The organism is Cupriavidus sp. FW305-F7 (genome assembly GCF_058782875.1).
The window spans coordinates 41402-67390 of record NZ_JBYSYC010000038.1 but is presented as its reverse complement, the minus strand read 5'-3'; the positions used below and the strand labels follow the sequence as shown (position 1 = coordinate 67390).

General features: G+C 59.6%; 22 protein-coding genes and 2 pseudogenes. 16 read left to right on the top strand and 8 right to left on the bottom strand.

Translation table 11 applies throughout. The features are described from left to right. Positions 1-43: 43 nt before the first annotated feature. Positions 44-1135 (bottom strand): IS5 family transposase, encoded by a 1092-nt coding sequence (locus AC3WL8_RS29105; RefSeq protein ID WP_492379391.1) that lies wholly within the window; start codon positions 1133-1135, stop codon positions 44-46. A gap of 698 nt (positions 1136-1833) precedes the next feature. Here AC3WL8_RS29105 and AC3WL8_RS29100 point away from each other — a divergent pair. The 4 genes and pseudogenes from AC3WL8_RS29100 to AC3WL8_RS29085 all read left to right on the top strand — a co-directional run. Further along, the gene (locus AC3WL8_RS29100) at positions 1834-3564 is read left to right on the top strand and encodes a tannase/feruloyl esterase family alpha/beta hydrolase (RefSeq protein WP_492379390.1); all 1731 of its coding nucleotides are present in this window, start codon (positions 1834-1836) and stop codon (positions 3562-3564) included. A 298-nt stretch (positions 3565-3862) separates the two neighbouring features. Beyond that, positions 3863-4066 (top strand): annotated as a pseudogene (locus AC3WL8_RS29095) (nucleoside monophosphate kinase); the annotation flags it as partial. A 67-nt stretch (positions 4067-4133) separates the two neighbouring features. Continuing rightward, a protein-coding gene (locus AC3WL8_RS29090) for an IS3 family transposase (protein WP_492379389.1) occupies positions 4134-5692 on the top strand; the annotation gives its coding sequence in 2 pieces (ribosomal slippage) (positions 4134-4563 and positions 4563-5692; 1560 coding nt in all). 30 nt (positions 5693-5722) lie between these two features. Continuing rightward, a pseudogene (locus AC3WL8_RS29085) lies at positions 5723-6181 on the top strand (nucleoside monophosphate kinase); the annotation flags it as partial. A 441-nt stretch (positions 6182-6622) separates the two neighbouring features. Here AC3WL8_RS29085 and AC3WL8_RS29080 read toward each other — a convergent pair. The 3 genes from AC3WL8_RS29080 to AC3WL8_RS29070 form a co-directional block, all read right to left on the bottom strand. Then, positions 6623-6880 (bottom strand): hypothetical protein, encoded by a 258-nt coding sequence (locus AC3WL8_RS29080; protein WP_492379388.1) that lies wholly within the window; start codon positions 6878-6880, stop codon positions 6623-6625. Between the two features lie 124 nt (positions 6881-7004). Then, positions 7005-7772 carry an enoyl-CoA hydratase gene (locus AC3WL8_RS29075; protein ID WP_492379387.1) on the bottom strand — a complete coding sequence of 256 codons (768 nt, stop codon included), beginning with the start codon at positions 7770-7772 and terminating at the stop codon, positions 7005-7007. 21 nt (positions 7773-7793) lie between these two features. Then, complete coding sequence (locus tag AC3WL8_RS29070; RefSeq protein ID WP_492379386.1) at positions 7794-9452, bottom strand: AMP-binding protein; 1659 nt, start codon at positions 9450-9452, stop codon at positions 7794-7796. Positions 9453-9697: 245 nt separating this feature from the next. Here AC3WL8_RS29070 and AC3WL8_RS29065 point away from each other — a divergent pair, with 245 nt between their 5' ends. From AC3WL8_RS29065 to AC3WL8_RS29050, 4 genes are read left to right on the top strand one after another with little or no spacing between them, the layout of a single operon-like run. Then, entirely contained in the window at positions 9698-10411 is a 714-nt protein-coding gene (locus tag AC3WL8_RS29065; protein WP_492379407.1) for a nitroreductase, read from the top strand. Positions 10412-10455: 44 nt separating this feature from the next. Next, positions 10456-11826 carry an MFS transporter gene (locus tag AC3WL8_RS29060; protein ID WP_492379385.1) on the top strand — a complete coding sequence of 457 codons (1371 nt, stop codon included), beginning with the start codon at positions 10456-10458 and terminating at the stop codon, positions 11824-11826. A 19-nt stretch (positions 11827-11845) separates the two neighbouring features. Further along, a complete protein-coding gene (locus AC3WL8_RS29055; RefSeq protein WP_492379384.1) occupies positions 11846-12604 on the top strand; it encodes an SDR family NAD(P)-dependent oxidoreductase in 759 nt (252 codons plus the stop codon). Between the two features lie 7 nt (positions 12605-12611). Next, entirely contained in the window at positions 12612-13814 is a 1203-nt protein-coding gene (locus tag AC3WL8_RS29050) for an acetyl-CoA C-acyltransferase (RefSeq protein ID WP_492379383.1), read from the top strand. 61 nt (positions 13815-13875) lie between these two features. Here the strand turns inward: AC3WL8_RS29050 and AC3WL8_RS29045 are convergent, their stop codons facing one another. The 3 genes from AC3WL8_RS29045 to AC3WL8_RS29035 form a co-directional block, all read right to left on the bottom strand. Further along, positions 13876-14562 carry a Crp/Fnr family transcriptional regulator gene (locus AC3WL8_RS29045; RefSeq protein ID WP_492379406.1) on the bottom strand — a complete coding sequence of 229 codons (687 nt, stop codon included), beginning with the start codon at positions 14560-14562 and terminating at the stop codon, positions 13876-13878. Positions 14563-14711: 149 nt separating this feature from the next. After that, positions 14712-16400, bottom strand: coding sequence for an AMP-binding protein (locus AC3WL8_RS29040; protein WP_492379382.1), 1689 nt, complete (start codon positions 16398-16400; stop codon positions 14712-14714). Positions 16401-16645: 245 nt separating this feature from the next. Beyond that, on the bottom strand, positions 16646-17296 hold the full coding sequence (locus AC3WL8_RS29035) for a TetR/AcrR family transcriptional regulator (RefSeq protein ID WP_492379381.1): 651 nt from the start codon (positions 17294-17296) through the stop codon (positions 16646-16648). A 995-nt stretch (positions 17297-18291) separates the two neighbouring features. Here AC3WL8_RS29035 and AC3WL8_RS29030 point away from each other — a divergent pair. From AC3WL8_RS29030 to AC3WL8_RS29010, 5 genes are all read left to right on the top strand, one after another. Beyond that, positions 18292-18723 (top strand): hypothetical protein, encoded by a 432-nt coding sequence (locus AC3WL8_RS29030; RefSeq protein ID WP_492379380.1) that lies wholly within the window; start codon positions 18292-18294, stop codon positions 18721-18723. A 4-nt stretch (positions 18724-18727) separates the two neighbouring features. After that, positions 18728-19108 (top strand): hypothetical protein, encoded by a 381-nt coding sequence (locus tag AC3WL8_RS29025; RefSeq protein WP_492379379.1) that lies wholly within the window; start codon positions 18728-18730, stop codon positions 19106-19108. Between the two features lie 234 nt (positions 19109-19342). Further along, complete coding sequence (locus AC3WL8_RS29020; protein WP_492379378.1) at positions 19343-19624, top strand: type II toxin-antitoxin system Phd/YefM family antitoxin; 282 nt, start codon at positions 19343-19345, stop codon at positions 19622-19624. Next, positions 19621-19941 (top strand): type II toxin-antitoxin system RelE/ParE family toxin, encoded by a 321-nt coding sequence (locus AC3WL8_RS29015; protein WP_035825719.1) that lies wholly within the window; start codon positions 19621-19623, stop codon positions 19939-19941. Before AC3WL8_RS29020 ends, AC3WL8_RS29015 begins: the two co-directional genes overlap by 4 nt. A 731-nt stretch (positions 19942-20672) precedes the next feature. Next, positions 20673-21329 carry a GntR family transcriptional regulator gene (locus tag AC3WL8_RS29010; protein WP_492379377.1) on the top strand — a complete coding sequence of 219 codons (657 nt, stop codon included), beginning with the start codon at positions 20673-20675 and terminating at the stop codon, positions 21327-21329. 132 nt (positions 21330-21461) lie between these two features. Here AC3WL8_RS29010 and AC3WL8_RS29005 read toward each other — a convergent pair whose 3' ends face one another. After that, positions 21462-22388: a LysR family transcriptional regulator gene (locus AC3WL8_RS29005; RefSeq protein WP_235205932.1), complete on the bottom strand. Its 927-nt coding sequence runs from the start codon at positions 22386-22388 to the stop codon at positions 21462-21464. Positions 22389-22499: 111 nt separating this feature from the next. Here AC3WL8_RS29005 and AC3WL8_RS29000 point away from each other — a divergent pair, with 111 nt between their 5' ends. The 3 genes from AC3WL8_RS29000 (at position 22500) to AC3WL8_RS28990 (ending at position 25956) form a co-directional block, all read left to right on the top strand. After that, complete coding sequence (locus AC3WL8_RS29000) at positions 22500-24005, top strand: CoA-acylating methylmalonate-semialdehyde dehydrogenase (RefSeq protein WP_492379376.1); 1506 nt, start codon at positions 22500-22502, stop codon at positions 24003-24005. Positions 24006-24105: 100 nt separating this feature from the next. After that, on the top strand, positions 24106-24960 hold the full coding sequence (locus AC3WL8_RS28995; RefSeq protein ID WP_492379375.1) for a fumarylacetoacetate hydrolase family protein: 855 nt from the start codon (positions 24106-24108) through the stop codon (positions 24958-24960). 48 nt (positions 24961-25008) lie between these two features. Next, on the top strand, positions 25009-25956 hold the full coding sequence (locus AC3WL8_RS28990; protein ID WP_492379374.1) for a VOC family protein: 948 nt from the start codon (positions 25009-25011) through the stop codon (positions 25954-25956). The last annotated feature ends 33 nt before the right edge of the window (positions 25957-25989 follow it).

The window sequence follows — 25989 nt, the reverse complement described above, 5'->3', positions numbered from 1 at the left end:
TTTGCTCTGACATTCACGGGGTGGGACGCGTTCATTTCATTGATTACTGCAACTGCGGACGGATTTGTCCCAGCGAGCGCATGCGTACGAGGCTGTAGGCAGCCATGCTCAGCACAAACATCTGGTCGACCTTCTTGAGTCCGCGCACCATCACCTGACGCATGCGGCCAACGGTCTTGATCCATCCAAAGCCTTGCTCGATCAGCTTGCGCTTCTGCTGCGAGACGGCATAACCGGCGCTGCAAGCAATGGCATCAGGAACGGCCGAGCACCGCCCCGAGGTGTTCTGTGCCACGTGGGGAGTCACCTTCATTTCCAGGCACGCCTGGATGAACTCCTGCGCGTCGTAGCCCTTGTCCGCGCCGACAGTCACTTCCACATTCGGGTCTTCAGTTACCTGCCTGGCATCGTTGAGCATGACCTTCGCGGCCTCGCGTTCGGCGTGTCCGTCCGCATTGGTCACCATGGCGCTCACCACCAGGCCGTGGCGGTTGTCGCTCAGAGTATGGCCCATGTAGCGCAGCTCGCTGGCGGTCTTGCCCTTGCGGTACAGCTTGGCATCGGGATCGGTCTTGGACTCGTGCGTCTCGTTGCTGCGTTTGCGACCCCTGAAGTCGCCGCTATCGTCGTCGCTGCCATCCTTGCGCACGAAGCTCTTGTGGCCTGCCCACGCCTGAATCAGCGTGCCGTCCACGCTGAAGTGTTCGCCAGACAGCCAGTCCTTCTTCTGCGCGATGGCCAGCACCTCGTTGAAGAACTCGATCACGGCATCGTGCTTGATCAGCCGTTCGCGGTTCTTGGTGAAGACCGTAGGCACCCAAACTCTGTCGTCCATCGACAGCCCGATGAACCAGCGAAACAGCAGGTTGTACTGCGTCTGCTCCATGAGCTGGCGCTCGGAGCGAATGCTGTAGAGCACCTGCAGCAGCATGGCTCTGAGCAGCTTTTCCGGCGCGATGCTGGGCTGGCCACCTTTGATATCGGCCTCGTACATCTGCGCGAACAACCGGTCCATCTTCACCAGCGCCTGGTTGGCCATGGTGCGGATAGAGCGCAGCGGGTGGGACTTCGGCACGAAATCTTCCAGCCGCCTCATGGTGAATAAGCTTTCCGTGAAGGTGTCAGCGCCGCGCATGAATCTGGGGTTGGGTGGAGTCCTCAGATCAACGCTTCAGCCTGTCGTGGCGCCGACATTCCCTGGAGGTATTTCAGCGGCCTGCTAAAGCAGCAAGCGCTACGTCGAAGCCGCGGGAGGGGTGAAGAAGGTACTTGATGTGGTAACGGGCGTTAATGGGATGGACGCCCCTCCCCGTAAGGGCGTATGCGTGCCAAAGTGGTGGCCGTAGCAATTACAACGCCGACTGCGCGCACCCCGGCAGAGATTTTGATGTTGGTCGCAACACGCACAAGATCATCGCTAGCGAGTACAAAGATTGTTGCCTGCATTGCAATGCAGGTCAGTTACCTGGCCCTTTCTGCAGATGACCGGTACCTGCCAGGCTGGTGGGTCAGGACCGAATAGCCGAGTTCCGTCGCAACTGCTGAGTGGCGCACCTTTGCCCGAGCCAAACGCTGGCCTACGTGCGCCTAATGGAACCTTTGCTGTGCGCCTGCCCATCACTGTCGCGTACAAGACATTCAGCCTCGCTCAGACCCCATACAGTAGCAGCGCTAGAGATCCACACGAAGCAACAGCGCTGTCCATCGCGCTGTACGCCGAGGAAGCACTTATTCGGAGCTTCGCGCCCAGGAATTTCACAGTTGCTTCGCACCGCACAAACCAATCGCGATCCGACGCTAGCGATTTGCTTTCATAATCAAAGGAGACAGAACATGAAGTACCATGAATTGAGGGCTTCGTTCCGAGCAGGAATATTGTTGTCGCTTGGGTCGACCATGCTTTTCGCCGGGTGTGGAGGGGGTGACGACGCGACAGTTGCCTCGGCAGCGACGCCGCCAGTCGCCACGACGCCCGACGCTCCGAGTGTCCCGAAAACAGCGGCAGAACTATGTGCGGGCCTCCAGGGGCAGGATGTACCGGCCGGCGCCATCGGCCTTGCCACGACGGGCGCGACTGTAGCAAGTGCCACCTTGATCTCTGCGACTGCAACGGGGAATGTATCGGGCGAATATTGCAAGGTCTTGGGCAAGATCCGCCCCGTTGACTTTCAAGCCCCGGACATTCGATTCGAGGTTGACCTGCCGAGCAATTGGAACGGAAAGTCCGTGCACTTTGGCGGTGGCGGGTTCGATGGCACGATTCCGGCGACTGCTGGCTATGCGCAGTCAAGCCTCACCTATACCGAAGTACCAGGAACGAAAACCCCGCTTGCAAGAGGCTTTGTAACGCTCGGTAGCGACAGTGGCCACCAGGGCAACGCGGGCGAAGGCACGTTTCTTCAAAATGATGAAGCGCTGAAAAACTATTCGGGCGAACACGTAAAGAAGGTTCATGACGTTGCAGTCTTCCTCGCCAAGGCGCGCTATGGTCAAACGTTCTCGCATAGCTACTACATCGGTGGTTCGGGTGGCGGGCGTCAAGGGTTAGTTGCAGCGCAACGCTATCCGGCAGATTTCGACGGGGTGATTTCGAGTTTCCCGGCCTCTGAAATTCTTGGCCTTTCGTTTGCAATGGGACGCATTTCTCAAGCGTCTCTTGCGCCGGGAGGATTTATCAACAACGCAAAAGCGAAGGTCCTTAAGACTGCTGTCATGGCACAGTGTGACGGCTTGGACGGCGCCGCAGATGGTGTCATCAGCAATCCCTCCGCGTGCTCATTCGATCCACAGACACTCCGTTGCGTGGGCGGTGCGGATACTGGCGATACCTGTCTATCGGATGCTCAGTTGAACACTGTCGCAACCATCGCAACACCTCTGTTGACGAATTTTGACTTTGCCAACGGGATTCGTTCGATTCCTGGCTACAACATTTTGTCTGGCACCGATTTTTGGAATCCCTATGTAATGCCTTTGGGGGCATCGCCAACCGCTGCCGTCGCAGATCCGGCTACTACGACCGCAGGCGTTTCCTTTATGTATGATTTTCCGAATGCGTGGATCAAATACGCTATCGCGCGAAATCCGGCATTGGACTTCATGTCCTTTAACTTCGCGGATCCCGGAACCTTGACGCCTCGAACCCAGGCAGTCAGTGGTCTCATGGATGCGACGACTACGGATCTGACATCCTTCAAGGATCGAGGGGGCAAGCTGATTATTCAACACGGGCAGTCGGATCAGCTCATTCCGGGACAGATGTCTATTGACTACTATGGGCGTCTTAAGACTCGCTTTGGTCAGGGAGTCATCGATACGTTCGTTAAGTTTTATCTGGTGCCAGGCGGATCCCACGGTTTTGGGGGGCAGTTCGAAGGTGCCTACGACGGCCTTACAGTGCTCGACAATTGGGTAACGAAAGGTACGGCGCCCAGTAATTTGGTCATCACAGATGTAAATGCGCCTACCGCCGGCCGTAAGAGGCCTTTGTGCGAGTACCCGACGTGGCCCAAGTATGTAAGCGGGGACATCAACGCCGCGTCCAGCTTCATCTGTTCCAACTGAGGTGAAGTGAAGGACCAACGCAGTCAATATTTCCGTCCGACTGGCGCCATCAGTGGCGCCAGTCTTTTCTTGGTTGGTTGAGGGCAGTCTTTCAGGCTGTTGGACGCGTTGCGCGAAGTGTGGCAGGACGTCCGACAGGCTTGTCTGTGTTCGAATCACCGAAAAAACAAGCAGCAGCCTTCGATCATTCGCGCTGATTGCGAGATTTTGATTTAGGTAGATTGCGAGTCAATTTTCAGCGGTAACCTCCTTTCATAGATCCAGCCTGATCGAATTCAAATACCTTGGGGACCCGTAAATGCTACTGTTGGGCGCGCCCGGCGCTGGCAAAGGCACACAAGCCAAGTTTATCTGCGCGAAGTTCGGCATTCCGCAAATCTCCACTGGGAACATGCTGCGCGCGGCGGTGACGGCCGGTACGCCGCTGGGGATCGAAGCCAAGAAGGTGATGGACGCGGGCGGATTGGTGTCGGATGACATCATTATCGGCCTAGTGAAGGACCCCCCCCCGCGGCAGAATAGATGTCGCCCCGATAGAATTTGAACCCTGGGGGCGATGAGAGAGAGAAGTGGCTCGTTACGGGAAGGATTTCAAGGACCGGGCGGTAGCACGGTTGTTACCGCCGGAGAGTGCGGCGGTGGAAGTGGTTTCAAGGGAATTGGGTGTGGCAGTGGCCACCCTCGAGCGCTGGCGTGCGGACGCTATGTCCATGCCCGCTCGTGAGCGGGCATGGACAGCGGCGGCCAGATTTGAGGCGGTGCTGGCGACGGCCGCGATGGACGAGGCCAGCAAGAGCGCTTGGTGCCGTGAGAACGGTGTGTATCCGCAGGAGTTGGAGCAGTGGCGCACTGCCGCCACACAGGCGCTAGCTGAGCCCGAGGACGCGCGCGCCACCCCTCGCGAGACGAAGGCCGATCGGCGCCGCATCAAGGATCTCGAACGCGAGCTGCGCCGCAAGGAGAAGGCGCTGGCTGAAGCCGCCGCCCTGCTGATACTCTCAAAAAAGCTAGAGGGCATCTTCCCGAAGGACAAGGACGAGGACGCATGATCGGCCTGGAAGATCGCCACACGATGGTCCGCCATATCGAAACCGCTCACGCAGGCGGCGCTCGCCTGCGCCAGGCGTGCGAGGTCGCTGGCATAACGGTGCGCACTCTGCAACGCTGGAAGGCCCACGATGGCTTGGTGGTCGGAGACCGCCGCCCCGGGGCAGAGCGTCCCACGCCCGCGCATGCGCTGACCATCGAGGAGCGCGAACGCATTCTGGCGGTTGCCAATGAGCCGCGCTTCGCGGACATGCCGCCAGCGCGCATCGTGCCCATGCTGGCCGATGAGGGTGTCTACCTAGCCAGCGAATCGAGCTTTGGCCGCGTGCTTCGCGCACATGGACAGACTCGGCACCGCGGGCGTGCCAAGGCGCCTCGGCAAAGCCGCCCGCCCACCACGCACGTGGCGACAGGGCCGCGCCAACTGTGGTGTTGGGACATGACATACTTACCGGCCGAGGTCGCCGGGCGCTGGTTTTGCTTGGACGTGTACAGCCGCAAGATCGTGGGATTCGAGGTCCACGACCGCGACGACGCCGACCACGCGGCGCACCTGGTCAAACGCACGGCGCTGGCCGAGGGCATTCATGCCATGGCGGCCAAGCCCGTGCTGCACGGGGACAATGGTGCCACGCTCAAGGCCACCACGGTGCTGGCGATGTTGCACTGGCTGGGCGTCAAGCCTTCGTATTCGCGTCCACGGGTGAGCGATGATAACGCGTACGTCGAGAGCCTCTTCCGCACGGCGAAGTACCGGCCGGAGTTCCCGTCCAAGGGCTTTGCCGACCTGACTGCGGCGCGTACCTGGGCGGCACACTTCGTCCACTGGTACAACCACGAGCACCGCCACAGCGGCATCCGCTATGTGAGCCCGGCACAGCGCCACGCCGGACAAGATGAGACCATTCTCGCCGCGCGCCATGAGCTGTACGCCCGGGCCCGTGAGAACAACCCGCGTCGTTGGTCACGCCACACACGAGATTGGTCGCCAATCGGGACGGTAACGCTCAATCCAGAGCGCGAGATTGCCGTGCCCACCCGTATCAAGCCAGGCGCGGAAAACCAGCGTTTGGCTGCATGAATGAGGCGACATCTACCTTGACGCGCGCCGGACCGTCTTAAGCAGCCCGACTGCGAAAAGGGCTATCTGTTCGACGGATTTCCGCGCACGATTCCACAGGCCGGGGCAATGACCGAAGCCGGCGTCGCCATCGACTACCTGCTGGAAATCGACGTGCCGTTCGACGCCATCATCGAGCGCATGAGCGGTCGCCGCGTCCACGTGGCCTCAGGCCGTACCTACCACGTGCGCTACCACCCGCCGAAGGTGGAATATGTCGACGCCGAAACCGGCGAACCGCTGATCCAGCGCGATGACGACAAGGAAGAGACCGTACGCAAGCGCCTGGACGCGTACTCGCAGCAGACGCGTCCGCTGGTCGACTACTACTCCGACTGGGCCGCAAAGGGCGACGCATCGGCCAAGCTAGCGCCACCGAAGTATCGCAAAATCGCCGGCTCGGGCGACGTGATCAAGATCACAGCGGACGTGTTCGAAGCGCTGAAGTAATTTGGTTTCTATTCCTTGGTGTAGAAGCGGCTCGGCTTCGGCTAGGCCGTTCTGTTTTGAATCACCTTTGTTGTGCCCACCGTCGTCTGCGCACCCGCTTCGAGCGTCGCGCCGACATTCGCGAGGCTCTTCTCAAGCTGGCCTGTTGCCTCATTTGCTGGCGCGCCCTTCAGCGTGAGGAGAGTTCATTTCGAAATGAGTTATTTGGCACGTAATAATGCGGCAGGACTGCACATGTGGAATCGTAGGGCGGGAATACCCGCCATGAACCGTCCGCATGACGAAAGAAAAACAGAGAGAGATCGCCCGCCGGACCGGAGGTTGTCACTTGGACGCATCCCGTGTGTTGTCTTGGGAGGCGTATGCGGGTAATTTGTCGCGGGCTCGCGGCGTGTAGCCCGAGCCATTTCTGGACCACAGCACTCAGGGACATTCTGCTGCTCATCTGATACATCCTTTCGAGCAGTGCTTCATCTCCTGAGCCTTGTGTTGGCCTTGCCGTGCCCCGTGCTCTTGCTTCAGGCTGCGCTCGCTCTCGTAGAGTGATTCGCGTATGCTGGGAAACGGCTCAAGCAGCCGTGCCAGCTTTTCGCGAGCCTCGTTGAGTTGCCTATTGAGATACCAACTATACCAACTGCGAGCAAGCCAAAAGACGGCTGCCGCACCAAGAATGACTCGCTCAAGTTCGTATTCAAACAATCGCCACTCCCCCAAAGGTTTCAGACTAGCCGGTACGCGACGTTTCTCACGTACTAGCGGGATGGGACGCTAGCAGCTCGGTCCCGATCGGAGAGCATTTGTCCGACCGAGACGGCGATGGCGATTACCGGGTGGTCCAACGCGGTGGTCGCTTTTCAAGGAACGCATCTACGCCTTCCTTTGCGTCTTCGCCATCAAACAGGCAGAGGAATTGCTCGCGCTCGACTGCCAGAGCGGCCTTTCTCGGCGCGCCTTCTCGTGCCAGGTGGATCAATTTCTTGCTTGCGGCGGCTGCGACAGGGCTCACAGAGGAAGCTCGCTGCGCGAGCGCGATCGCGGTCTCCAGGCCAGTTCCTGTTGGGACGAGTTCCTCGACCAGGCCGATCCCCAACGCAGTTTCGGCGTCCACACGTTCATTGCAAAGAATCATGCGCTTTGCCCAGGCTTCGCCCACGAGTGCAGGCAGGGTCTGTGTACCGCAACCAGCAGGAAGAAGACCGACGGCGTTTTCCGGCAGTGCCATTTGGACGTGCGCTTCGGCGATGCGGATATCGCACGACAAAGCACACTCCAAGCCGCCGCCCAGAGCGAAGCCATTGATTGCGGCAATAACCACCGGCCTGGCGTTCTGGAGCGCCTCAAAGGCTCGCCCAAAGTGCTGGGCGACCAACCGGGGATGATTGGGATCGCTGTTTGCAATCTCTTTAAGGTCAGCGCCGGCGCTGAAGAACTTACCATCGCCGGTAATCACAATCGCTCGAACCTCTGCATTGGCGTTCAGTTGAGTGATTAACGACTCCAGCGCGGCGAGACTCTCAATGTTGAAGGCGTTAACCGGCGGGCGCTTAAGAGAGACTAGTGCGGTGTGCCCATCAATAGTGCAATCGATCATAGTTCAGTGCTACAGACGGGGTTAGTGCGAACCGGCCAGGTCGGTGATGGCGTCGCGGCTTCGGGCCATTTCACGCAGCCGGAACTTTTGGATCTTGCCGGTGCCGGTTTTCGGAAGCGAGCCATAGACGACGCGAACGGGGCACTTGTAGTGAGCGAGGCGATCACGACAGAAGGCAATGACTTCAGCCTCGGATGGCTCAGCGTGGCCGTCCTTGAGTTCGATGAATGCGCAAGGCGATTCTCCCCATTTCGGGTGGGGCTGGGCCACGACCGCAGCGATTAGGACGGCTGGGTGTTGATGGAGTACATCTTCTACCTCGACGGAGGAGATGTTTTCCCCGCCCGAGATGATTACGTCCTTTGACCGGTCGGTGATCTGAATGTACCCGTCGGGATGAACCACTGCCACGTCGCCAGTGTGGAACCAGCCTCCTCCGAAGGCCCGCTCGGTTGCTTCCGGGTTCTTCAGGTAGCCCTTCATGACGACGTTGCCGCGCAGAAGGAGTTCGCCTTGTGTCTTGCCATCCCACGGTACAGGGTGCATCGTGTCAGGGTCCGCGACGTATAGTCCCTCTAGCGCGGCCGCACGGTTACCTTGGCGCGCCATCAGACGAGCCTTGGCGTCCGCTGACTTTGTGTTCCAGATGGGGTTAGCGTATGAACTTACCGGTGTGCCCGAGGCTTCCGTAATTCCATACACGTGCTCGACGTCGAACCCCAGTTCACCCACGGCCCTGAGTACGCTTGCAGGAGGGGGGGAGCCGGCAGTACGAATGCGCACGAGATGCGAGAACGATCGACGTTCAGCCTCCGTCGCCGTGGCCAGGGAGGCGAGCACAATGGGCGCAGCGCAGAGATGGTCTACGCCGTGAGCTTCGATCGCCTGGAAGATGTTTGCGGCCGTGACTTTGCGTAGGCACACGTGCGTACCTGCCGCCGCCGTGATAGCCCATGCGAAGCACCAGCCATTTGCGTGAAACAAGGGGAGCGTCCACAGATACTTCGGGCCGCGTGGCATTCCCCAATCCGTGAGTTGCAGTAGGCTCATCAGGTACGCGCCCCGATGGCTCGGGACGACCCCCTTGGGGTCGGAGGTTGTTCCTGAGGTGTAGTTCAGCGCGATGGCATCCCACTCGTCTTCGGGATAAATTCCCGGAAAGTCGGCATCGCCTTGTCGGAGAAACTGCTCGTACTCCAGTTCGCCGATCAGTTCGCATGCTGGCGCCAGGGTATCGACGATATCGATGATCAGCGGGGGATTGTCGAGGCCCTCAATTGCGGCTGCCGCCAAGGCGGAGAACTCCAGGTCTACGAAGAGGACTTTGGCTTCGCCGTGCTTCAGAATGAACCGCACACCGTCGGCATCGAGTCGACAGTTGATGGCGTTCAGCACCGCACCACTTAGTGGGACTCCATGATGGGCTTCCACCATTGCCGGGGTGTTCGGCGCAAGGATCGAGACGGTGTCGCCTTTACCGATACCGAGCTTGATCAGGGCGCTTGCCAGGCGTCGGCAGCGTTCCCTTGTCGCGCTCCACGACTGACGCAGGTTGCCGTGAACGATGGCGTCCCTGTCGGGATGCTGCTCGGCGCACCGGTCCAGGAAATGTAGAGGCGTCAACGGAACGTGGTTGGCGTTGTTGCGTTTCAGGCCGATTTCGTAAAGGTTGTTGCTCACGACTGTCTCCTACCGAGCTCTATTAGTCTTGCGCTTCGCGCACGAATGGAACCCGGAGGGTAAGGCGATTCCCCTTGGGACACTGTCTTGCACAGGACAGTGCCAATGTCGTTCGAGTTGATGCGGGAAATTTCCCGGGATTGTCGGCTATGTGACAGTACCTGATAGGCGCGAAACCTAGTCTCTAACCCGAAAGGCTGATGCAGCCAACTTCAGTAGAGAGCGTTAGCGTGAACCCCAACAGAATGAGCCCCCCGCCTGATGAGCTTCCGACCGTGCGTTGCGCGGTTGAGTGGGCGATTACGACGCGCCGCAGCGTGCGCGCGTTTCTCCCGAAGCCTGTACCCGCAGATACCGTCGAGGCAATCCTGAACACAGCGAGGTTTGCTGCGACCGGCGTGAACATTCAGCCATGGAAGGTACATGTGCTGATGGGTGCCGCAAAGGAAAGGGTCTGCGCGGCAATTCGAAGTGTTGATGATGATCCGGCAGTGGCCGCAAAGCACGCGGACGAGTGGGCGTACTACCCCCAGGAATGGTCGTCGCCATACCTCGATCGCCGTCGTGCGGTGGGATGGAAGCTCTATAGCCTGCTTGGGATCGAGAAGGGCGACAAGGCCAGGATGCATGCACAGCACGGTCGGAACTACCAGTTCTTCGACGCGCCTGTCGGCCTCTTCTTCACGGTTGATCGGTTGATGAACGAAGGAAGCCTGCTGGACTACGGGATGTTCCTGCAAAACATCATGGTCGTGGCACGTACCTATGGGCTGAGTACTTGTCCCCAGGCTGCGTTCATGAAGTACCACCGGATCATCGAACAGGAGTTGGCACTTGGCGCCCAGGAGAAGTTCGTGGTTGGGATGAGTCTCGGATATGCCGATGAGGAGCGCATCGAGAATTCCTTGGCATCAGAGCGCGAGCCCGCTTCGAGCTTTACGACGTTTCACAAGGAATGACAGCAATTTACGGGTGATTTTGCCCATCAAGGATGGAGGAGACGATGACAAAAGAAATTGACGTTCAGAAGGTTGCGGACACAGCCAAGTTCTCTGGCTTTCACCGGATGATTCTCTTCTGGTGTGTGATGATCCTCGTGCTGGATGGCTACGACCTGGCGGTGGTTGGAGCGGCGCTGCCATCGATCATGAAGCAGATGGGGGTCGATGCAACGAAGGCCGGATTCATGGCGAGTTCTGCGCTGTTCGGAATGATGTTTGGCGCGATCTACCTCGGCACGCTCGCCGACAAGATCGGCCGCAAGTTGTCCATCTGCGTGTGCATTGGCCTTTTCAGCGTCTTTACCGCAGCCGCCGGCCTGACGACTGACCCGGTCACCTTCAGTGTTACGCGCTTTCTGGCAGGCCTCGGTATTGGCGGCGTGCTGCCTGTCGTGACGGCCCAGATGGGAGAGTTTGCACCCAGCAAGATCCGGGCTCGACTCGTAACCATCGTGTTTGGCGGGTATTCGATCGGCGGGATTCTGGTCGCGCTGACCGGCAAAGGCCTGATCGAAGCATACGGCTGGCAGGCGGTGTTCTTCGTTGCCGGTCTGCCGGTGCTTTTCATTCCGTTCATCTTGTGGACCATGCCGGAATCCATGGCGTTCCTGGCAAGAAAGCAACGGGACGACGCGCTTCGTGCCGTGGTTCGCAAGCTCGCTCCTGAGCTTCAGATTGCGCCGGGTGATCGTTTGGTCGTGCCCCAGGAAGCGATGGTATCCAATGCCCCCGTCGCGGCGCTTTTCGCCCGTGGGCGCGCCATGAGCACTCTGATGATCTGGGTCGCCTTCTTCACCGGCCTCTTCATGGTCTATTCGCTGAGTTCGTGGTTGACGAAGCTCATGGCGATGTCCGGATACAGCCTCGGTTCTGCTTTGAACTTTGTGCTGGTGTTCAACATTGGTGCCGTATGCGGCGCGGTCGGTGGCGGCTGGTTAGGGGACCGTTTCAATATCAAGCATGTGCTGGTGGCGTTCTATGCCACGGGAGCTGTGTCGCTTTCCCTCATGGGATACACGAAGGCGACCGAACTACTGTTCGTGCTCGTGTTCGTCGTCGGCGCCTCGACGCTCGGCACGCAGTTGCTTGCCTATGCATATGCCGGGGAATTCTACCCGGGCTCCATTCGTTCCACGGGCGTGGGCTTCGCCTCGGGCATCGGACGGCTCGGCGCCATCGCGGCACCGGTGCTCATCGGCGCACTCGTGGCAATGAAACTGCCACTTGAACAGAATTTCTTGGCCATCGGTCTTGCCGGCCTGGTCGGGACCCTGGCGGTCATGCTCATCGATCACCGCCAAAGCGCATCCGTGCAACCCCTGCAGGAAGCTTCTCTTGCCTCGCTCGACGTGCACACATCCACCAACCGCTGAACCAAGTATTTCCGTAGACATGCAGATTCAGGACAACGTATTTGTGGTGACCGGGGCCGGCTCCGGCCTTGGTGCTGCCACCGCAACAGCACTTTCTGAGCAGAGGGCGAAGGTAGTTATCGTCGACCTCGATTCGAACACCGGGCAAGACGTCGCGCGTATGACAGGCGGCGTCTTTGTCAGGGCCGACGTCACGAACGAAGAGAGTGTGAAAGAGGTGTTCCACGTAGCTGCAGCGCTGGGACCTCTGCGCGGGCTCGTCAACTGTGCGGGCGTTGCTCCTGCTGAAAAGGTGATTGGCAAGAACGGCGTGCATGCCCTGGCATCGTTCAGCCGCACGCTTCAGATCAACGTTGCAGGAACGTTCAACGTCCTCCGCCTAGGGGCGGCACTGATGGCTGAGCAGCAGCCATTGGCGGACGGCGAACGGGGCGTCATCATCAACACGGCATCGGTTGCAGCCTTCGACGGCCAAGTCGGCCAAAGCGCGTATGCCGCCTCGAAGGGCGCAGTCGTCGCAATGACGCTGCCGCTGGCACGCGAACTGGCGCGATTTGGCGTGCGGGTGGTAACCATCGCGCCGGGGATCATGGCGACCCCCATGCTGCTCGCGATGCCTGACGAGGTGCAGAAGTCGCTCGGGGCCTCCGTGCCGTTTCCCCAGCGCATGGGCAGGCCGCAGGAGTTTGCGGATCTCGTGCAGCACCTTATCGGCAATCCTTACCTCAACGGTGAGGTGATTCGGCTCGACGGTGCTATCCGTATGGCAGCGAAGTGAGGTACTCATGTTTAACTCGGCAAACGATCCAGTCGTAGTCCTGTCGGCGGCGCGCACGCCTATTGGTGGGTTCCAGGGCGAGCTGTCATCCTTGATGGCCCCGGAGATGGGCGGGGCGGCAATCCGTGCGGCCGTCGAGCGGGCTGGCCTGACTCCGTCCTGCATTCAGGAACTTCTCATGGGATGCGTCCTTCCAGCGGGCGTCGGACAGGCTCCCACGCGTCAGGCCGGTATTCACGGTGGCCTGGAGCTTTCGACGCCTTGCACCACAATCAGCAAGGTTTGCGGATCGGGGATGAAGGCGGTTATGTTGGCCCATGATCTGCTACTGGCAAAGAGCAACGACATCATGGTTGCCGGCGGCATGGAATCCATGTCGAACGCGCCGTACCTGCTGCCGAAAGGGAGAGCCGGCTATCGGCTCGGCCACGGCAAGGTAATGGACCACATGTTCCTGGATGGTCTCGAGGACCACTACAGCGAAGACATGCGTGGGCGCCTGATGGGTACATTCGCAGAGGATTGCGCCGCCGAGTATGGCTTCACAAGGGAGGCGCAGGACGAGTGGGCGGTGATGTCGACCCTGCGGGCGCAGGCTGCCATCGACGCGGGCAATTTCGCGTGGGAGACGGTGCCTCTTACTGTAGATACCCGGAAGGGGCCGCTATCGGTCACGCGTGATGAACAGCCGCTGAAGGCGGATCTGAATCGTGTACCGACCTTGAAGCCGGCATTCAAGATAGACGGGACCGTGACGGCAGCAAACTCGAGCTCGATCTCGGATGGTGCCGCGGCGATGGTCCTTACGCGGCAGTCCATTGCCGACAAGATGCAGCTCCAACCGATTGCTAGGATCGTGGGCCATGCGACGCACGCGCAAACGCCGGCGACGTTCACCACAGCTCCGATTGGCGCGATCCGGAAGCTTCTCGACGGATTGGGATGGGCCGCATTCGACGTCGATCTTTGGGAAATAAACGAGGCGTTCGCGGTTGTCGCAATGGCCGCAGTGCGGGATATGCAGCTAGATCGGGCAAAGGTCAACATTCACGGCGGTGCATGTGCCCTGGGTCATCCGATCGGGGCATCTGGGGCGCGAATCCTGGTCACACTACTCGGCGCACTCAGGAGGACCGGTGGCCGCCGCGGCATTGCAAGCCTGTGTATCGGCGGCGGTGAGGCCACCGCAGTCGCGGTCGAATTGGTCTAGCCGCATGCATGCATTGCGTTTCACCCGGATGCAATGCGGCTATTGCTAACGATCACTCGGCTCAGTCGCCCATGTGAGCGAACTGTCGGAGGCCTTCGAGATTGAGTACGTGAATCGCTCCATACTCCATCTCGACCATCCCAGCTTCGGCGAGTTCGCGGAGGGCTCGATTTGTGTTCTGACGCGACAGCCCCGAGAGTCGGCCAATCTCCTCCTGGGACAGTCCGAGCGTCCTGTCGGTGGAGGGATAGAGCTGACTGTGGAATAGTTCGGCAAGGCAGAATGCCACACGGCCTGCGGCTTCGTGAAGCCTCAGGTTGTGCACCAGCCCGACGTAGTAGCCACAACGTGCGTTGAGCTGGTCGATGACATAGCGGCTGAATGTGTGATTGTGTTCCAGCAGCCAAAGGAAGGTAGCCTTCGGAACATAGGCGACCCGGCTGTCCTTTAGCGCTACAACCGAGTACTGCCGTGGTTCGTTCTTCAGGACAGCACCTTCGCCGAACCACGCACCCGCTGGGACGCCTGCGAACGTAATCGCTCTCCCGCAGGCGGAGGCGGTATCCACTTTGACGATGCCGTCCACTACCCCTAGCCAGTAATCGGCCGGTGCACCCCGATGGCATGCGGTGCCGCCGGCGGTCAGATGCTTCTCGAATGAGTCGGCCATGACGCGCGCTTTCTCTTGAGACGTAAGGTGATCGAACCAGGCGGAACTCTCGAAGAAGGATGCGAGCGTCGACTGAATAGGTTGTTCAGCGACAAATGGTCGCTCAACCTGTCGTCTTGAGTCGTGGGATAGCGTTTGCATGGGAACGTCTCGTCGGTTACTACAGGAGCCAATCATTGCTGTTGGCGGTGCGAGCGAAGGAAAATGTCGTCAGGCCGATTGCGTCGCTATTTCCCCTTTTTACCAGGCGATGGCAGTGCAATCTCGCCACGTTTTTCGCGCAACAGAAATCGTTGAATTTTCCCGCTCGGGGTTTTGGGGAGTTCGTTCGAAAAGTGGACCTGACGCGGATAGGCGTGGGCCGCATATCGTGTCTTCACCCACTGTTGGATCTCTTCGGCCATTGCAGGACTGGCGGCGAATGACGGTCGAAGGACGACGAAGGCTTCCAAAACCTCCCCGCGAATCTTGTCGGGAGCCGCAATCACGGCACACTCTGCGACTGCCGGGTGGGAGGCGATTACCGATTCGACTTCAAAGGGTCCGATCCGATAGCCGGCCATGATGATGACGTCGTCTTCACGCGAGGAAAAATAGAAAGCACCGTCATCGCCCAACTTTCCGAGATCGCCGGAAAGGTAGTATTTGCCATCTGGGGAAAATTTCTCCGCACTCTTTTCGGGGGCTCCGTCATAGCCGTGGAACCACGCAAACGGACTTTCTGCGATGTCGAAGGCGACACGTCCGACTTCGCCAGGCGGCACTTCGACGTCGCCGACTCGGTCCAATACGACAGCTTTCCATCCAGGCATTGCTATGCCCATTGACCCCGGACGGATCGCCGTGGCGAGGCGCGGATCGTGATGGTTGTTGATCAGCATGCCCGCTTCCGTCTGACCATAGTGGTCAAAAACCAGAGTGCCCAAGGCCGCTTTCGCCCATTCATTCACGTCCGGAGTGAGCGGCTCGCCGGCGCTTGAGGCGCAGCGAAGCTTCAGGTCTGAAGGTGGGGCGACTTCCGAGCACATGAGGGACCGGTAGACGGTCGGTGCGGCGGCAAAGTTGGTGACCGCGCGGTCGACTAGCGTTCGGTAAGTGGTTGCAGCGTCAAAGCCCCCTTGAAGGAAGAGGCTATGAACGCCCGTACTCAGCGAGCCAATGACGCCGAAGTAGAGTCCATACGCCCAACCAGGATCCGCAGCGCACCAATAGACATCGCTTGGAAGAAGTCCGATTCCGAATTCGACATACGCGCGAAATGCCGCGATGGCCCGTATCGGAACAATTACGCCTTTGGGCTTCCGGGTTGTGCCCGAGGTGTAGATGTGAATGAACGGCGCATCGCCGCCCAAGGCTGCAGCCGGCACCTCCGATTGTTCCGCGGCCAATATGTCTTCAAATTTATGAGCGCGCCACGCAGCGGGTGTGTTGGTGCTTTCGCCTATGACGATCAGGTCGGTGACGGCGAGGGGCGCTGCGTCTTGGTCAATCGCGGCGAGTTTTGCAACTTGAGAAGCGTCGCTTACCACGACTTTTGTCTTGCTGCCGCTCAGGCGTTGGGCGATCGCTGGCGGCCCGAACGCTGTAAACAGCGGGACATGAACAGCACCAAGGCGCCAGATGCCCAAGAGGCAGATCAAGTACTTCTCGCTCTTTCCGGCGAGCGTCGCGACTCTGTCTCCAGCGCTGACGCCTATGGAGGCTAGGCCAGCGGCGAACGTCTCCGAACGGCGCTTAAGGTCCCCGTAAGTGATGCGTGCTACTCTTCCATGAGCGTCGACGACATCGTAGGCAATACTGTCCGCAGGGTGGCGATCGCACAGGAGCCAAGCCAGGGATGCCGAAGGACCTGAGTATTCCGACACCAGTTCCTTGACTCGGCGATCCAGGTCGGGGTTGAACTCGAGAACGCCCATGAACTTGTCTCCATGCTGGGTTCGCCGATCTGGATTGCCGGCCTTAAGTGAATCGTGATTTCACTTAAGGCTAAAAGGTCGTGGCTCGAATGTCAAGGCATGGAACTGCAGGGAAAATACTAGCATACGGGCGTGTTCGCGTACCAATTCCGCGTATTAAGGGTAACTTTTTCGGTCGACGGTGAGCTTAAGTGAAATCGCAATTCACGACTGGTCACTCGCCGAGATGCTCGCGTCGGATTGGGCTATGCGTCAGCCGCTGGCGGAAAGGAAAGCATCTGTCCCGCCACACCTCGGAGGCAGAAGGTGATGATTGCCGTGGCATGCGAACTCATGGAAGTTGATGCTTCGGCAGCGCCGTTGCTTAGTGGTGCAACCAGGCCTTCGAACAGGCAGCCGACGATGCAGTCGGCTGAGGCGCCAGCATTCTGGGGCGGGAACTCTTGATTCGCGATGCCCTGCTCAATGATTGTCTTGAAAACGCGGGACAGTGCGCGATGGTACGTCAGACGGGCTGACTCCACGTCAGGCTCTACAGGTTCCGCAACAAGCGCGTGGGCGAGTCTGCGGCCACGAAGGGCCCGGCTGGCAAATGTCCAGGCGGCGGCGCCAAGCTTCTCGCAAGCGGAGCCGTCGCGCATTGCGATACCAGCGACCACATCCACCTCGCGCTGAGCCGTCGACTTGACGACTTCCACCATCAGTTCAGTCTTCGAGGGAAAGTACCGATAGAGCGTGCCGATTGCGATGCCTGCGGCATCTGCGATCGCAGTCATTTGTGCTTCGCGAAAGCCTGATTGCGCCACAAGCTCACGTGCAGCTTTTAGGATCAAGGGATGCTTATCCGCGCCGCGGCGTCGGATGCGCACGCGAGGAGGATTCAGAATATCTTCCATGTCATCCCAGTGCCGGCCGTTTACATGGTTGGTGTTCGTGGTTGCCAACCGTAATGGCAGATATTATGCCACGCACTGCAGCATGGCCGCGGCCGCCTGAGCACTCTTCGAAGACACTTGGTACGGCGGAAGTCGCTGCCATCTCTCGCATCGAGGACGGCTTTGGCTGGGCCGAATCCACGCGGAGCGGACGCATACGCATAGTCCGTCAACATGTCCTCGTGCAGAGCAAACGATGCCCCCTGGCGACGTTGTCATATCGTGACCATCCTTGGCTGCTGTGGTGGCATAGACCCCGGTTTTGCAGGTTGGGGCTGCTGACTGGAGTCGCCGCTGAATCGCTGATGCGGCCGGCATCGAGGTAGCCGTCAAAGCCGCAGAAGAGCGACGAGGCTTCAGAGGCTTTCGTCAAGGGAAAAGGAGCCCGGCGCTACCCCTAGCGCCGGGCAAGGGCCTTGGAGACCAGAAGAAAGGACGAAGATCGAAGGTCCGCTTGGCTCCAATAAGGAACCGTCTGCAAATGTCACGTTGCTCGAGCGTGACAACTCCTGAGAAGCATCTGCATTCTAATTCCGCGGGGTCGATGACATTGTCTTGAGTGAGACAGTCAAAGGTTGGCCTTGAATCCGAGATGGCCAAAGGCTTGACGACGCTGCCAGAAACGCTAGTCGCAACCGCAGGTTATTGGTGTGGACAGCCGCTTTAACGAGCGCGCGGATGGGACTAAAAGTCACGCCTCATTGAAATGTCGATTCAACTACCACGGCCACGCGGCTCGCTATGACCGAAGACGGCGCGACTCCGGTCATTCGTCAGGTAGATGCGAATGGCGGTTCGTGGCCGGGATCGGCCGGTCGCTGCGGTATGCCGGTGTCTAGGCGCCTTCATCCAAGCCCGAGATGGAGTCCTATGGTAAGGTCGCCGGGATGAGTTCATGGACTTCAACTGGTGTTGCAATGGGCCGCACCTATGTGGTGCCGGGGAAGTGATGCAGCGTGAGTGATGCGAAGCAGGAAACGCGGCGCACGCTACGGACTGAGAGAGTTTCAATCAGCAGGGCTTTGCGCCTGAGCGTGCCGCCAGAGGCCAGGCCTGCGCCGGTCAACGGGAAAGACTGGCTGCGGCAGAGGAAAGAGCAATTGCAGGCTGCCCGTGCCGCTGCCAAGCAAAGGCGCGATCTACTAAGAGCTGAAATCATGTCGGCCGTGCAAGAAGTTGCGCGAGAGGAACGCACTGCTGCGCGGCTAGAAGCTGAACGCCTGAAGGCGGAAGCCAAGGCTGCGCGGACCTACACGCGGGAGGACGCACGCGCCGCCGCCAAGTTCGAGCGCGGCCAACCAACCCGCTCGGCGTCCAAACGAAAGACGCTTGCTAATGAGAAACGCAAGCTGGTCTCTTACGCTGATCTGTTGCGGATGCGTGGGTGATCTGGTGGAAGTTCGACAGGGCGGACTGCCGATCGATTTCGTGGAAGGCGGCGTGGATCTCGTGATCCGATTCGACGCGTTGTCGGACAAGCGGCTGAACGCGCGGTGGACCATGTCGAACCGGCGGTTGACCTGCATTCGCTATCGACCCAATGCAGCCGCTGCCGACCCGCTGCCGTCGTTCCCCCAAGTACGGCTCCGGCGTCAACTTCTGAAGTACAGCGGTCATTCAACGCTGCGTTACAGCCGGCAGATCATCGACATGGACATGCGTCAGTCTATTCTCGGGATGACTGTACTAGTCGTAGAACGTTCCGCATATCTGTGCGTGATTAAAAACGCACTCCTTCCTCGCCCAAGCCGGGCGGCCATGCAGTTTAGGTAACGTCGAGCGTCTGAGGAGTGGACTATTGGCGCCTGCCCTATACGAGGCGGAAAACTTTACGCGACTGTCTGAGCTAGGTCTGGCGCCCACTGGTAGAGTCGGCTCCTCACCGAGGACATGCATCGAGTGCATGCCTTATGCACCACTGCATAGCACAGGAAATTCCTTGCGCTGGACGCAGACTGAATTCAGGTCTATATTTGGACCGGAAGTCTCACGCCTAAGGAGCGGGATATGAAACCGAGTCAGGTCAAGCCCATAAGCTACCTGAAAAGCCACGCAGCAGAAATCGTCCGGGACATCACCGAGAGCGGCGAGCCCATGCTGATCACACAGAACGGCGAGGCAAAGGTAGTCGTGCAGGATGCCCAATCCTATGAGGACATGCAACAGACGGTTACCCTTCTGAAGATTCTGGCGATGGGTCAGAATGACATCGAGACGGGCAACTTCACCCCGACGGACGAAGTGTTTGCCGAACTGGAGCGGATGGACAGGGAGGAAGGGATCGAATGAAGTCTGTAATTCTCGGGCCTGCCAAGTCCGACTTGCAAGACTTGCGACGGTACATCATTAATAAATTTGGCAACAAAGCTTGGCTTGAGACCAGAAACAAGATTCAACAATCAATCAAGCAGGTAGAAGATTTCCCACTGAAGGGCAGCAACCCACCCGAGTTGATAGATTTCCAACCAACGAAATACTATCAAGTCATCAGCGGCATGAACAGAATCATCTACCAGATTGCAAACGACACCATTTACATACACATCATAAGCGACACCCGGCGAGACCTTAAAGCAATACTCGCAAAACGGCTCCTAAGAACGTAGGAACTAAGAAGGTCTCATTTTCCTGTCCTCCGTGGGAGCCTACGCTTGCTTCCGCAACACCTAACTCACACAGATTACGTTGCTCGCGCAGCGATTCGCGGTCGAGGTCATAGGTCTTCGATCTGGCGGGGTACCTTCACGGATCTGGGCTCGCGGGATCCTCGTGTGAATTGCAGTGCTGGCATGTATCTATGGTTCCAATGCCCAGGGGAAATGAGTTCGCGTGGAAATAGGTGAGATGCGTGCGTTTCGATCCCAAGGTGCAGGCCGACTTCGTCTACCACAATGGCCTTCGGTAAATGGCCCTGATGGCCGATCAGCAGCCTTGGCCTTCCTGATCCCGGTCGTCGCTTCCCGACTCTTCTGAGCCATTGGAAGGCGAAGATGCGAACGTCTGCCGCAAAGAAAAAGCGGACGCTCCCACCGACATGTAGCAGCAAGGCAACTCAGAAAAAAAAAAGGTTCATCGCCGATCTGCGTGACCGCTTAGAAACAAAAAGGGCCAACCGCCCACCGCTGTTATCTTGGAGTTGCGACACAACAAGAAACAGGAGGGTGGTGGTTGGCCCTACGCAATTGTATGGCCCAGCTTGGCTGCTGGGAAGGCTATCGCCTGCGCGATAGTTGGGAGGAAACCCGTGAAGGGCAGCGCTATTGCGTGATCCGATTGGAGCCCAAGGCGCGCCGGCGCCGGTACTGCAGTGGGTGCGGGCACGTAGTCAGCGCTTCCCGTGCAATCGCTACAAGACCGGATCAGAGAGAGCGTGATCGCCGCCATTCAGGCCGGGGATTTGAGCCCCGGCGCGCAGATCGACGAGAAGACGCTGGCCGACCAGTTCGAAAGTTCGCGCACGCCGGTGCGCGAGGCATTGCTGATGCTCGCCGCGCAAGGGCTGGTGACGATCGTTCCGCGGGCCGGCATGTTTGTGCACAAGCCGAGTGCCGCCGAACTGGTGGCGATGTTCGAGACACTGGCGGAAATGGAGGGCGTGGTCGCGCGGCTGGCTACGCAACGCATTTCGTCCGCAGGCAAGCTGGCGTTGTCCCAGTCTCACGAAGCAGCGGGCGTGCCTGCGCATGCGCGCGACGCGGCGGCCTATTCGGAGGCCAATCGTGCGTTCCACGAAGTGCTCTATATCGCCGCGGCGAACCCGTTCCTGTCGGAGCAGATCGTCCAGCTTCGGCGCCGCCTGGCGATCTACTGGCAAAAGAAAGACCTGATCAACGAAGCGCGTATCGCGACGTCATATCGCGAGCACGGGCTGGTTGTCGAAGCGATCCTGAGTGGGCAATCCGACGCCGCGGCCGAGGCCATGCGTACTCACATTTCGGCCGGTGGCAAGGCACTCGCGGATCTGGTTCTACTAGCCGAGGCGTTGGAAGAGTAGCAATCCAAGCCACTGAGCGGCAGGCATCCGCGCCGCTTCGTCGTTTCAAGGCGCAATGCTTGCCGAAGTCTCGGACGCGATTCGCTCACATGCTGACGCTCCGGATGGCCGCTTTCGAACCCGGTTGAGCGTCTACCGCGGCAGCCATTCAATGCTTGCGGACTTGCCCATGAGGAAATCGGCGTTTGCGTCGGCAACTTGCCGGAGGTAGTCCCATAGCGCCTTGATTCGCGCGAGCTCTCTTCGTTCCTGCGGTGCGACTAGCCAGAAGGTTCTGATGATGTCGATTTCGGCGGGAAGGATGGGAACGAGACCTTCAGTCACGGACCCCAGGAAACACGGCAAAACGGCCATGCCGAGCCCGGAGCGGACGGCCTGAAGTTGCGCGATTACGCTGGTGCTGCGCATGAACGGCCTTGCCGCGGGCAACCACTTGTGCAGGCTGAACTGCTGTTCCGCGAAGACCAGATCGTCCACGTAGTCGATCCATCGCTGACCGGGAAGGTCTGCCAGGCCACGGATCGCCGGGTGGCGGTGCAAATAGTCCTGCGTGGCGTATGGAAGCAGTCGGTACTGTGCAAGCTTGCTGGTGACAAAGGTGTCCGTGGTAGGCCGATCGACGGTAACGGAAGCGTCGGCTTCGCGCTTGGACAAATTGATGTTTCTCGGCATCGGCAGCAAGTCGACGGCGATGCCCGGATGTCGTGTGCAGAAGTGCGCCAGGTGCGGCGCCAGAAAGTAGCTGCCGAACCCTTCCGTCGCACCTAGCCGAATCTCGCCGGTTAGGGCCAGGCTATCTCCGAAGACTTCGGATTCCACGGTCGCGAGCGTGCTCTCCAGCTTCTCCACATGCTCCAGCAGGCGGTGACCCGCGCTTGTGAGGCGATGGCCTTGCGAACTCCGGTCGAACAGTTTCGATCCGATGTCCTCTTCGAGTCGCGCCAGACGACGGGAAATGGTGGACTGATTCATGTCGAGCACATGCGCCGCCTCCAACGCGGATTGCGCCCGCGCCAGGGCGAGAAATACCCGCAAGTTATCCCAGTTGAACTGATTCACCACCCCTCCCATTTATGCAAAAACGCATTGCGGCAATGCACATCTTGCCATACCGAATGCATAAATGTCGATGTAGCATTCGCTCTTATTGCTCACGGAGACACACGAACCATGGCGAGACCCATCGGACACTTCATTTCAGGAAAGCTTGAGCCGGACAGTGGCGCGCGTACCGGCGCGGTCTTCAACCCGTCGACGGGGGAGGAAATCGCGCGCTGCGCCTATGCGGACCGCGCCACCCTCGATCGCGCAGTCGCGGCCGCCACCGAGGCAGGCCAGCGCTGGGGCCGGGCCTCGCATGCAACGCGCCAGTCCGTCATCTTCAAGCTTCGCGAGCTAATGATCGCCAATATCGACCGGCTCGCCGAGATCATCGGTCGCGAGCACGGCAAGACCATCGCCGACGCAAAGGGAGAGATCGGCCGCGCCATTGAGGCGATCGAATTCGCGACCAATGCGCCCCACGTGACAAAAGGAGAGCACGCCATCAATGTCGGCGGCGACATCGACGTGTTCTCGATGCGCGTGCCAATCGGCGTGGTGGGTTGCATCACGCCATTCAACTTCCCGATCATGGTGCCTGCCGTGATGACTGCGATGGCCGTGGCGGTTGGCAATGGCGTGGTCCTGAAACCGTCGGAGAAGGTCCCCGGCGCTGCGCTGGAGTTTGCGCGCCTGTGGCAAGAAGCGGGTTTGCCCGACGGCGTTTTCAACGTGGTACAGGGCGACAAGGAGGTGGTCGACGGGATGCTCGAACACCCTGGCATCGCAGGCGTCAGCTTTGTGGGCTCCACGGCCGTCGGCGAGTACATCTATCAGAAGGGCACCTCGCATAACAAGCGCGTGGCCGCATTTGCCGGCGGCAAGAATCACATGGTGGTGATGCCCGACGCCGATCTCGAGGCTGCGGCCAATGCGTTCGTCTCGGCCGGCTATGGCTCGGCGAGCCAGCGCTGCATGGCCGTATCGTTGTTGCTACCCGTCGGCATGGAAACGGCGGAGCGTCTGCGTGCACTTATCGTGCCAAAGATCCAGGCGCTCAAGGTGGGCGCCTATGACGATTCCGCTGCCGATTTTGGGGCCGTGATCTCGGCGCAGTCCAAGCTGGCCGTGGAGAGGGCCATTGGCGATTGCGTGGAGGCCGGGGGGGAACTCGTCATTGACGGACGCAATCTGAGCGTACCCGGTCATGAACGTGGCTACTACCTCGGCCCTACGCTGATTGACCACGTAACGTGGGACATGGAGTTCTACAAGGAAGAGGTCTTCGGACCGGCGCGCGGCATCATGCGCGCGGCGACACTCGACGAAGCCATTGCCATCACGAACCGGCACGCCTACGGGAACGGTTCGGTCATCTTCACCCGCGACGGAAAGTCTGCGCATCGCTTCGCGAACGAGATCGAGTCCGGCATGGTCGGGGTTAACGTTCCGGTGCCGCTTCCCGTGGGGTACTTCAACTTCGGCGGCCTGCGGCGCTCGAAGTTCGGTGAATCCCATCTCTATGGGCCAGACGCCGCACGTTTCTACACCAAGCTCAAGACTGTATCGCAGCGATGGCCCGAACCAGACCAGAAGGCGTTGCCCATATCGCTCGCCTTCAGTGGCAGCGCCTGAGGCTCACTATGTCCCGCCATCCATTGGCGGATGCCGCGCTACCGCGGCGCACCCCTGTCGAATTGCAGCAGGGGAATCCCAATACCCCTGGAGAATTAGCATGCACTTGATCGCTTATCGCCCTTCCAACGCCGACGTCGAACGCGGGGCCGACATCGGCGTCCTGGCCGATGGCCTTATCGCGCCCTTGACGTCCTTGCGCAGCTTCTACAAGGATACGGAAGGCTGGCTGACGCAGGCCCGGACACTGCGCAAGGGCTCTCTGCCGCTGGCGGACGTTACCTTGGCGGTACCCGTTCCACCCAGTGCGAAGATTATCTGCGTAGCCATCAACTATGTTGAGCATGGCAAGGAGGGCGGCCTGCCGACGCCACCTTTCCCCAACCTGTTTGCGCGCTGGGCATCGACGCTGGTGACGTCGGGCACCGCTGTACCAGTGCCCTCGACGGAGCCGGACGGCGTGGATTGGGAGGTTGAACTCGCGGCGATCATCGGGAAGCCGCTGCTTGAAGCGAATCAGGGCGAAGCGCTGGACGGTGTACTGGGCTACACCGTCTTCAATGATCTGAGCGGACGAGCTGCCCAGCTCCAGAGCATGACGCTCAGCACGGGCCAGTGGGGCATCGGCAAGAATCTCGACAGCAGCGGGCCGATTGGATCGGTCATCGCTACCGCAGACTCGGTGGATCTCGCGAACACGCGGTTGACAACCCGGGTCGATGGCGAAGTCATGCAGGACGGTACCACTGCCGACATGGTGTTTTCCGTTTCCGAGATCATCGAGTTCATCACGCGGACGATCACCTTGCAGCCCGGAGATCTGATTGCCACGGGTACACCGGCGGGTGTCGGCTTTGGCCGGAATCCGCGTATATATGCCCGGCCCGGATCGGTCATCGAGGTGGCTGTGCAGGGTATCGTGGCGGTGACGACACCGATCGTTGCAAGGAACTGAATTCCAGCCCGCCGAGGCCAAAGAAGAATACGCGTACCGGAGACCGTCGTGATCAAGATTCGTGGTGGAAAATATGTCGTCTATGGGGTCAGCGACCTTGCCAGGACCCGGAGTTTCATGGCTGACTTTGGCCTTGTTCCCGTGGAATGGCCTGGGCACGCCGCCTATTTCAGGGGGGCGCTGTCCAGTCCCTATCTGTATGTGGCCGAACAGTCCGCCGAACCGGCGCTCAAGGCGATCGGTCTCGAAGTGGACAGTGAGGAAGATCTGAAGCATGCGACGCGTTTCGAGGGGGCATCGCGAATTCGTGAGCTCGATCGTCCCGGCGGTGGCCTGTGCGTTGACGTCGAGTTGCCAGGCGGCGTAAAGCTCGAATTGATTCACGGTATCGAGGACGTCGCGGAGTTGCCGGTCTGTCCGCCGTCCGTGCTGAATGAGGGCATCCGGAAGGCACGTTTCAACACGCCACAACGACCCCGCCGTGGACCGTGCCAGGTGCTTCGCCTGGGACATATCGCCTTGGGCGTGCCCGACCCTGTGGCTGCAAGGGACTGGGCGGTTCGGAACCTGGGCATGATTGTTTCAGACGCGATGCTGCAACCGGGCTCCACAGACGAATATCTCGGATTCTTCATGCGTTGTGATCAGGGGGTGACGCCTACCGATCACCACACGCTTCTGATCGCCAGGGCGGAAGCAACGAACGTCCATCATGTTTCCTTCGAAGTGCAGGATTTCGACGCGGTCCATATGGGTCATGAGTGGTTGAAGTCGAAGAACTACAAGGCCCACTGGGGTGTCGGCCGCCATGTTCTTGGCAGCCAGATATTCGATTATTGGTGGGACCCGGATGGTTTCCGCGTCGAGCATTACGCCGACGGTGACCTCTACGACAACACAGTACCGGCAACCACAGTCCAGGGAACGGAGGATCAGTTGTGGATATGGGGCCCGGAAGTGCCTCCCGCGTTCTTCCAACAAGCGCGGGAGGCTTAGGCCGCGACGCCTGCCATCGACACGGTAACGACG

What these genes read in the sequence shown, in the direction of transcription:
- AC3WL8_RS29020 (WP_492379378.1), top strand. Translation starts at nt 19,343, where the DNA reads ATGAAACCGAGTCAGGTCAAGCCCATAAGCTACCTGAAAAGCCACGCA.
- AC3WL8_RS29055 (WP_492379384.1), top strand. Translation starts at nt 11,846, where the DNA reads ATGCAGATTCAGGACAACGTATTTGTGGTGACCGGGGCCGGCTCCGGC.
- AC3WL8_RS28995 (WP_492379375.1), top strand. Translation starts at nt 24,106, where the DNA reads ATGCACTTGATCGCTTATCGCCCTTCCAACGCCGACGTCGAACGCGGG.
- AC3WL8_RS29035 (WP_492379381.1), bottom strand. Translation starts at nt 17,296, where the DNA reads ATGGAAGATATTCTGAATCCTCCTCGCGTGCGCATCCGACGCCGCGGC.
- AC3WL8_RS29000 (WP_492379376.1), top strand. Translation starts at nt 22,500, where the DNA reads ATGGCGAGACCCATCGGACACTTCATTTCAGGAAAGCTTGAGCCGGAC.
- AC3WL8_RS29040 (WP_492379382.1), bottom strand. Translation starts at nt 16,400, where the DNA reads ATGGGCGTTCTCGAGTTCAACCCCGACCTGGATCGCCGAGTCAAGGAA.
- AC3WL8_RS29105 (WP_492379391.1), bottom strand. Translation starts at nt 1,135, where the DNA reads ATGCGCGGCGCTGACACCTTCACGGAAAGCTTATTCACCATGAGGCGG.
- AC3WL8_RS29060 (WP_492379385.1), top strand. Translation starts at nt 10,456, where the DNA reads ATGACAAAAGAAATTGACGTTCAGAAGGTTGCGGACACAGCCAAGTTC.
- AC3WL8_RS29100 (WP_492379390.1), top strand. Translation starts at nt 1,834, where the DNA reads ATGAAGTACCATGAATTGAGGGCTTCGTTCCGAGCAGGAATATTGTTG.
- AC3WL8_RS29075 (WP_492379387.1), bottom strand. Translation starts at nt 7,772, where the DNA reads ATGATCGATTGCACTATTGATGGGCACACCGCACTAGTCTCTCTTAAG.
- AC3WL8_RS29050 (WP_492379383.1), top strand. Translation starts at nt 12,612, where the DNA reads ATGTTTAACTCGGCAAACGATCCAGTCGTAGTCCTGTCGGCGGCGCGC.
- AC3WL8_RS29015 (WP_035825719.1), top strand. Translation starts at nt 19,621, where the DNA reads ATGAAGTCTGTAATTCTCGGGCCTGCCAAGTCCGACTTGCAAGACTTG.
- AC3WL8_RS29065 (WP_492379407.1), top strand. Translation starts at nt 9,698, where the DNA reads ATGAGCCCCCCGCCTGATGAGCTTCCGACCGTGCGTTGCGCGGTTGAG.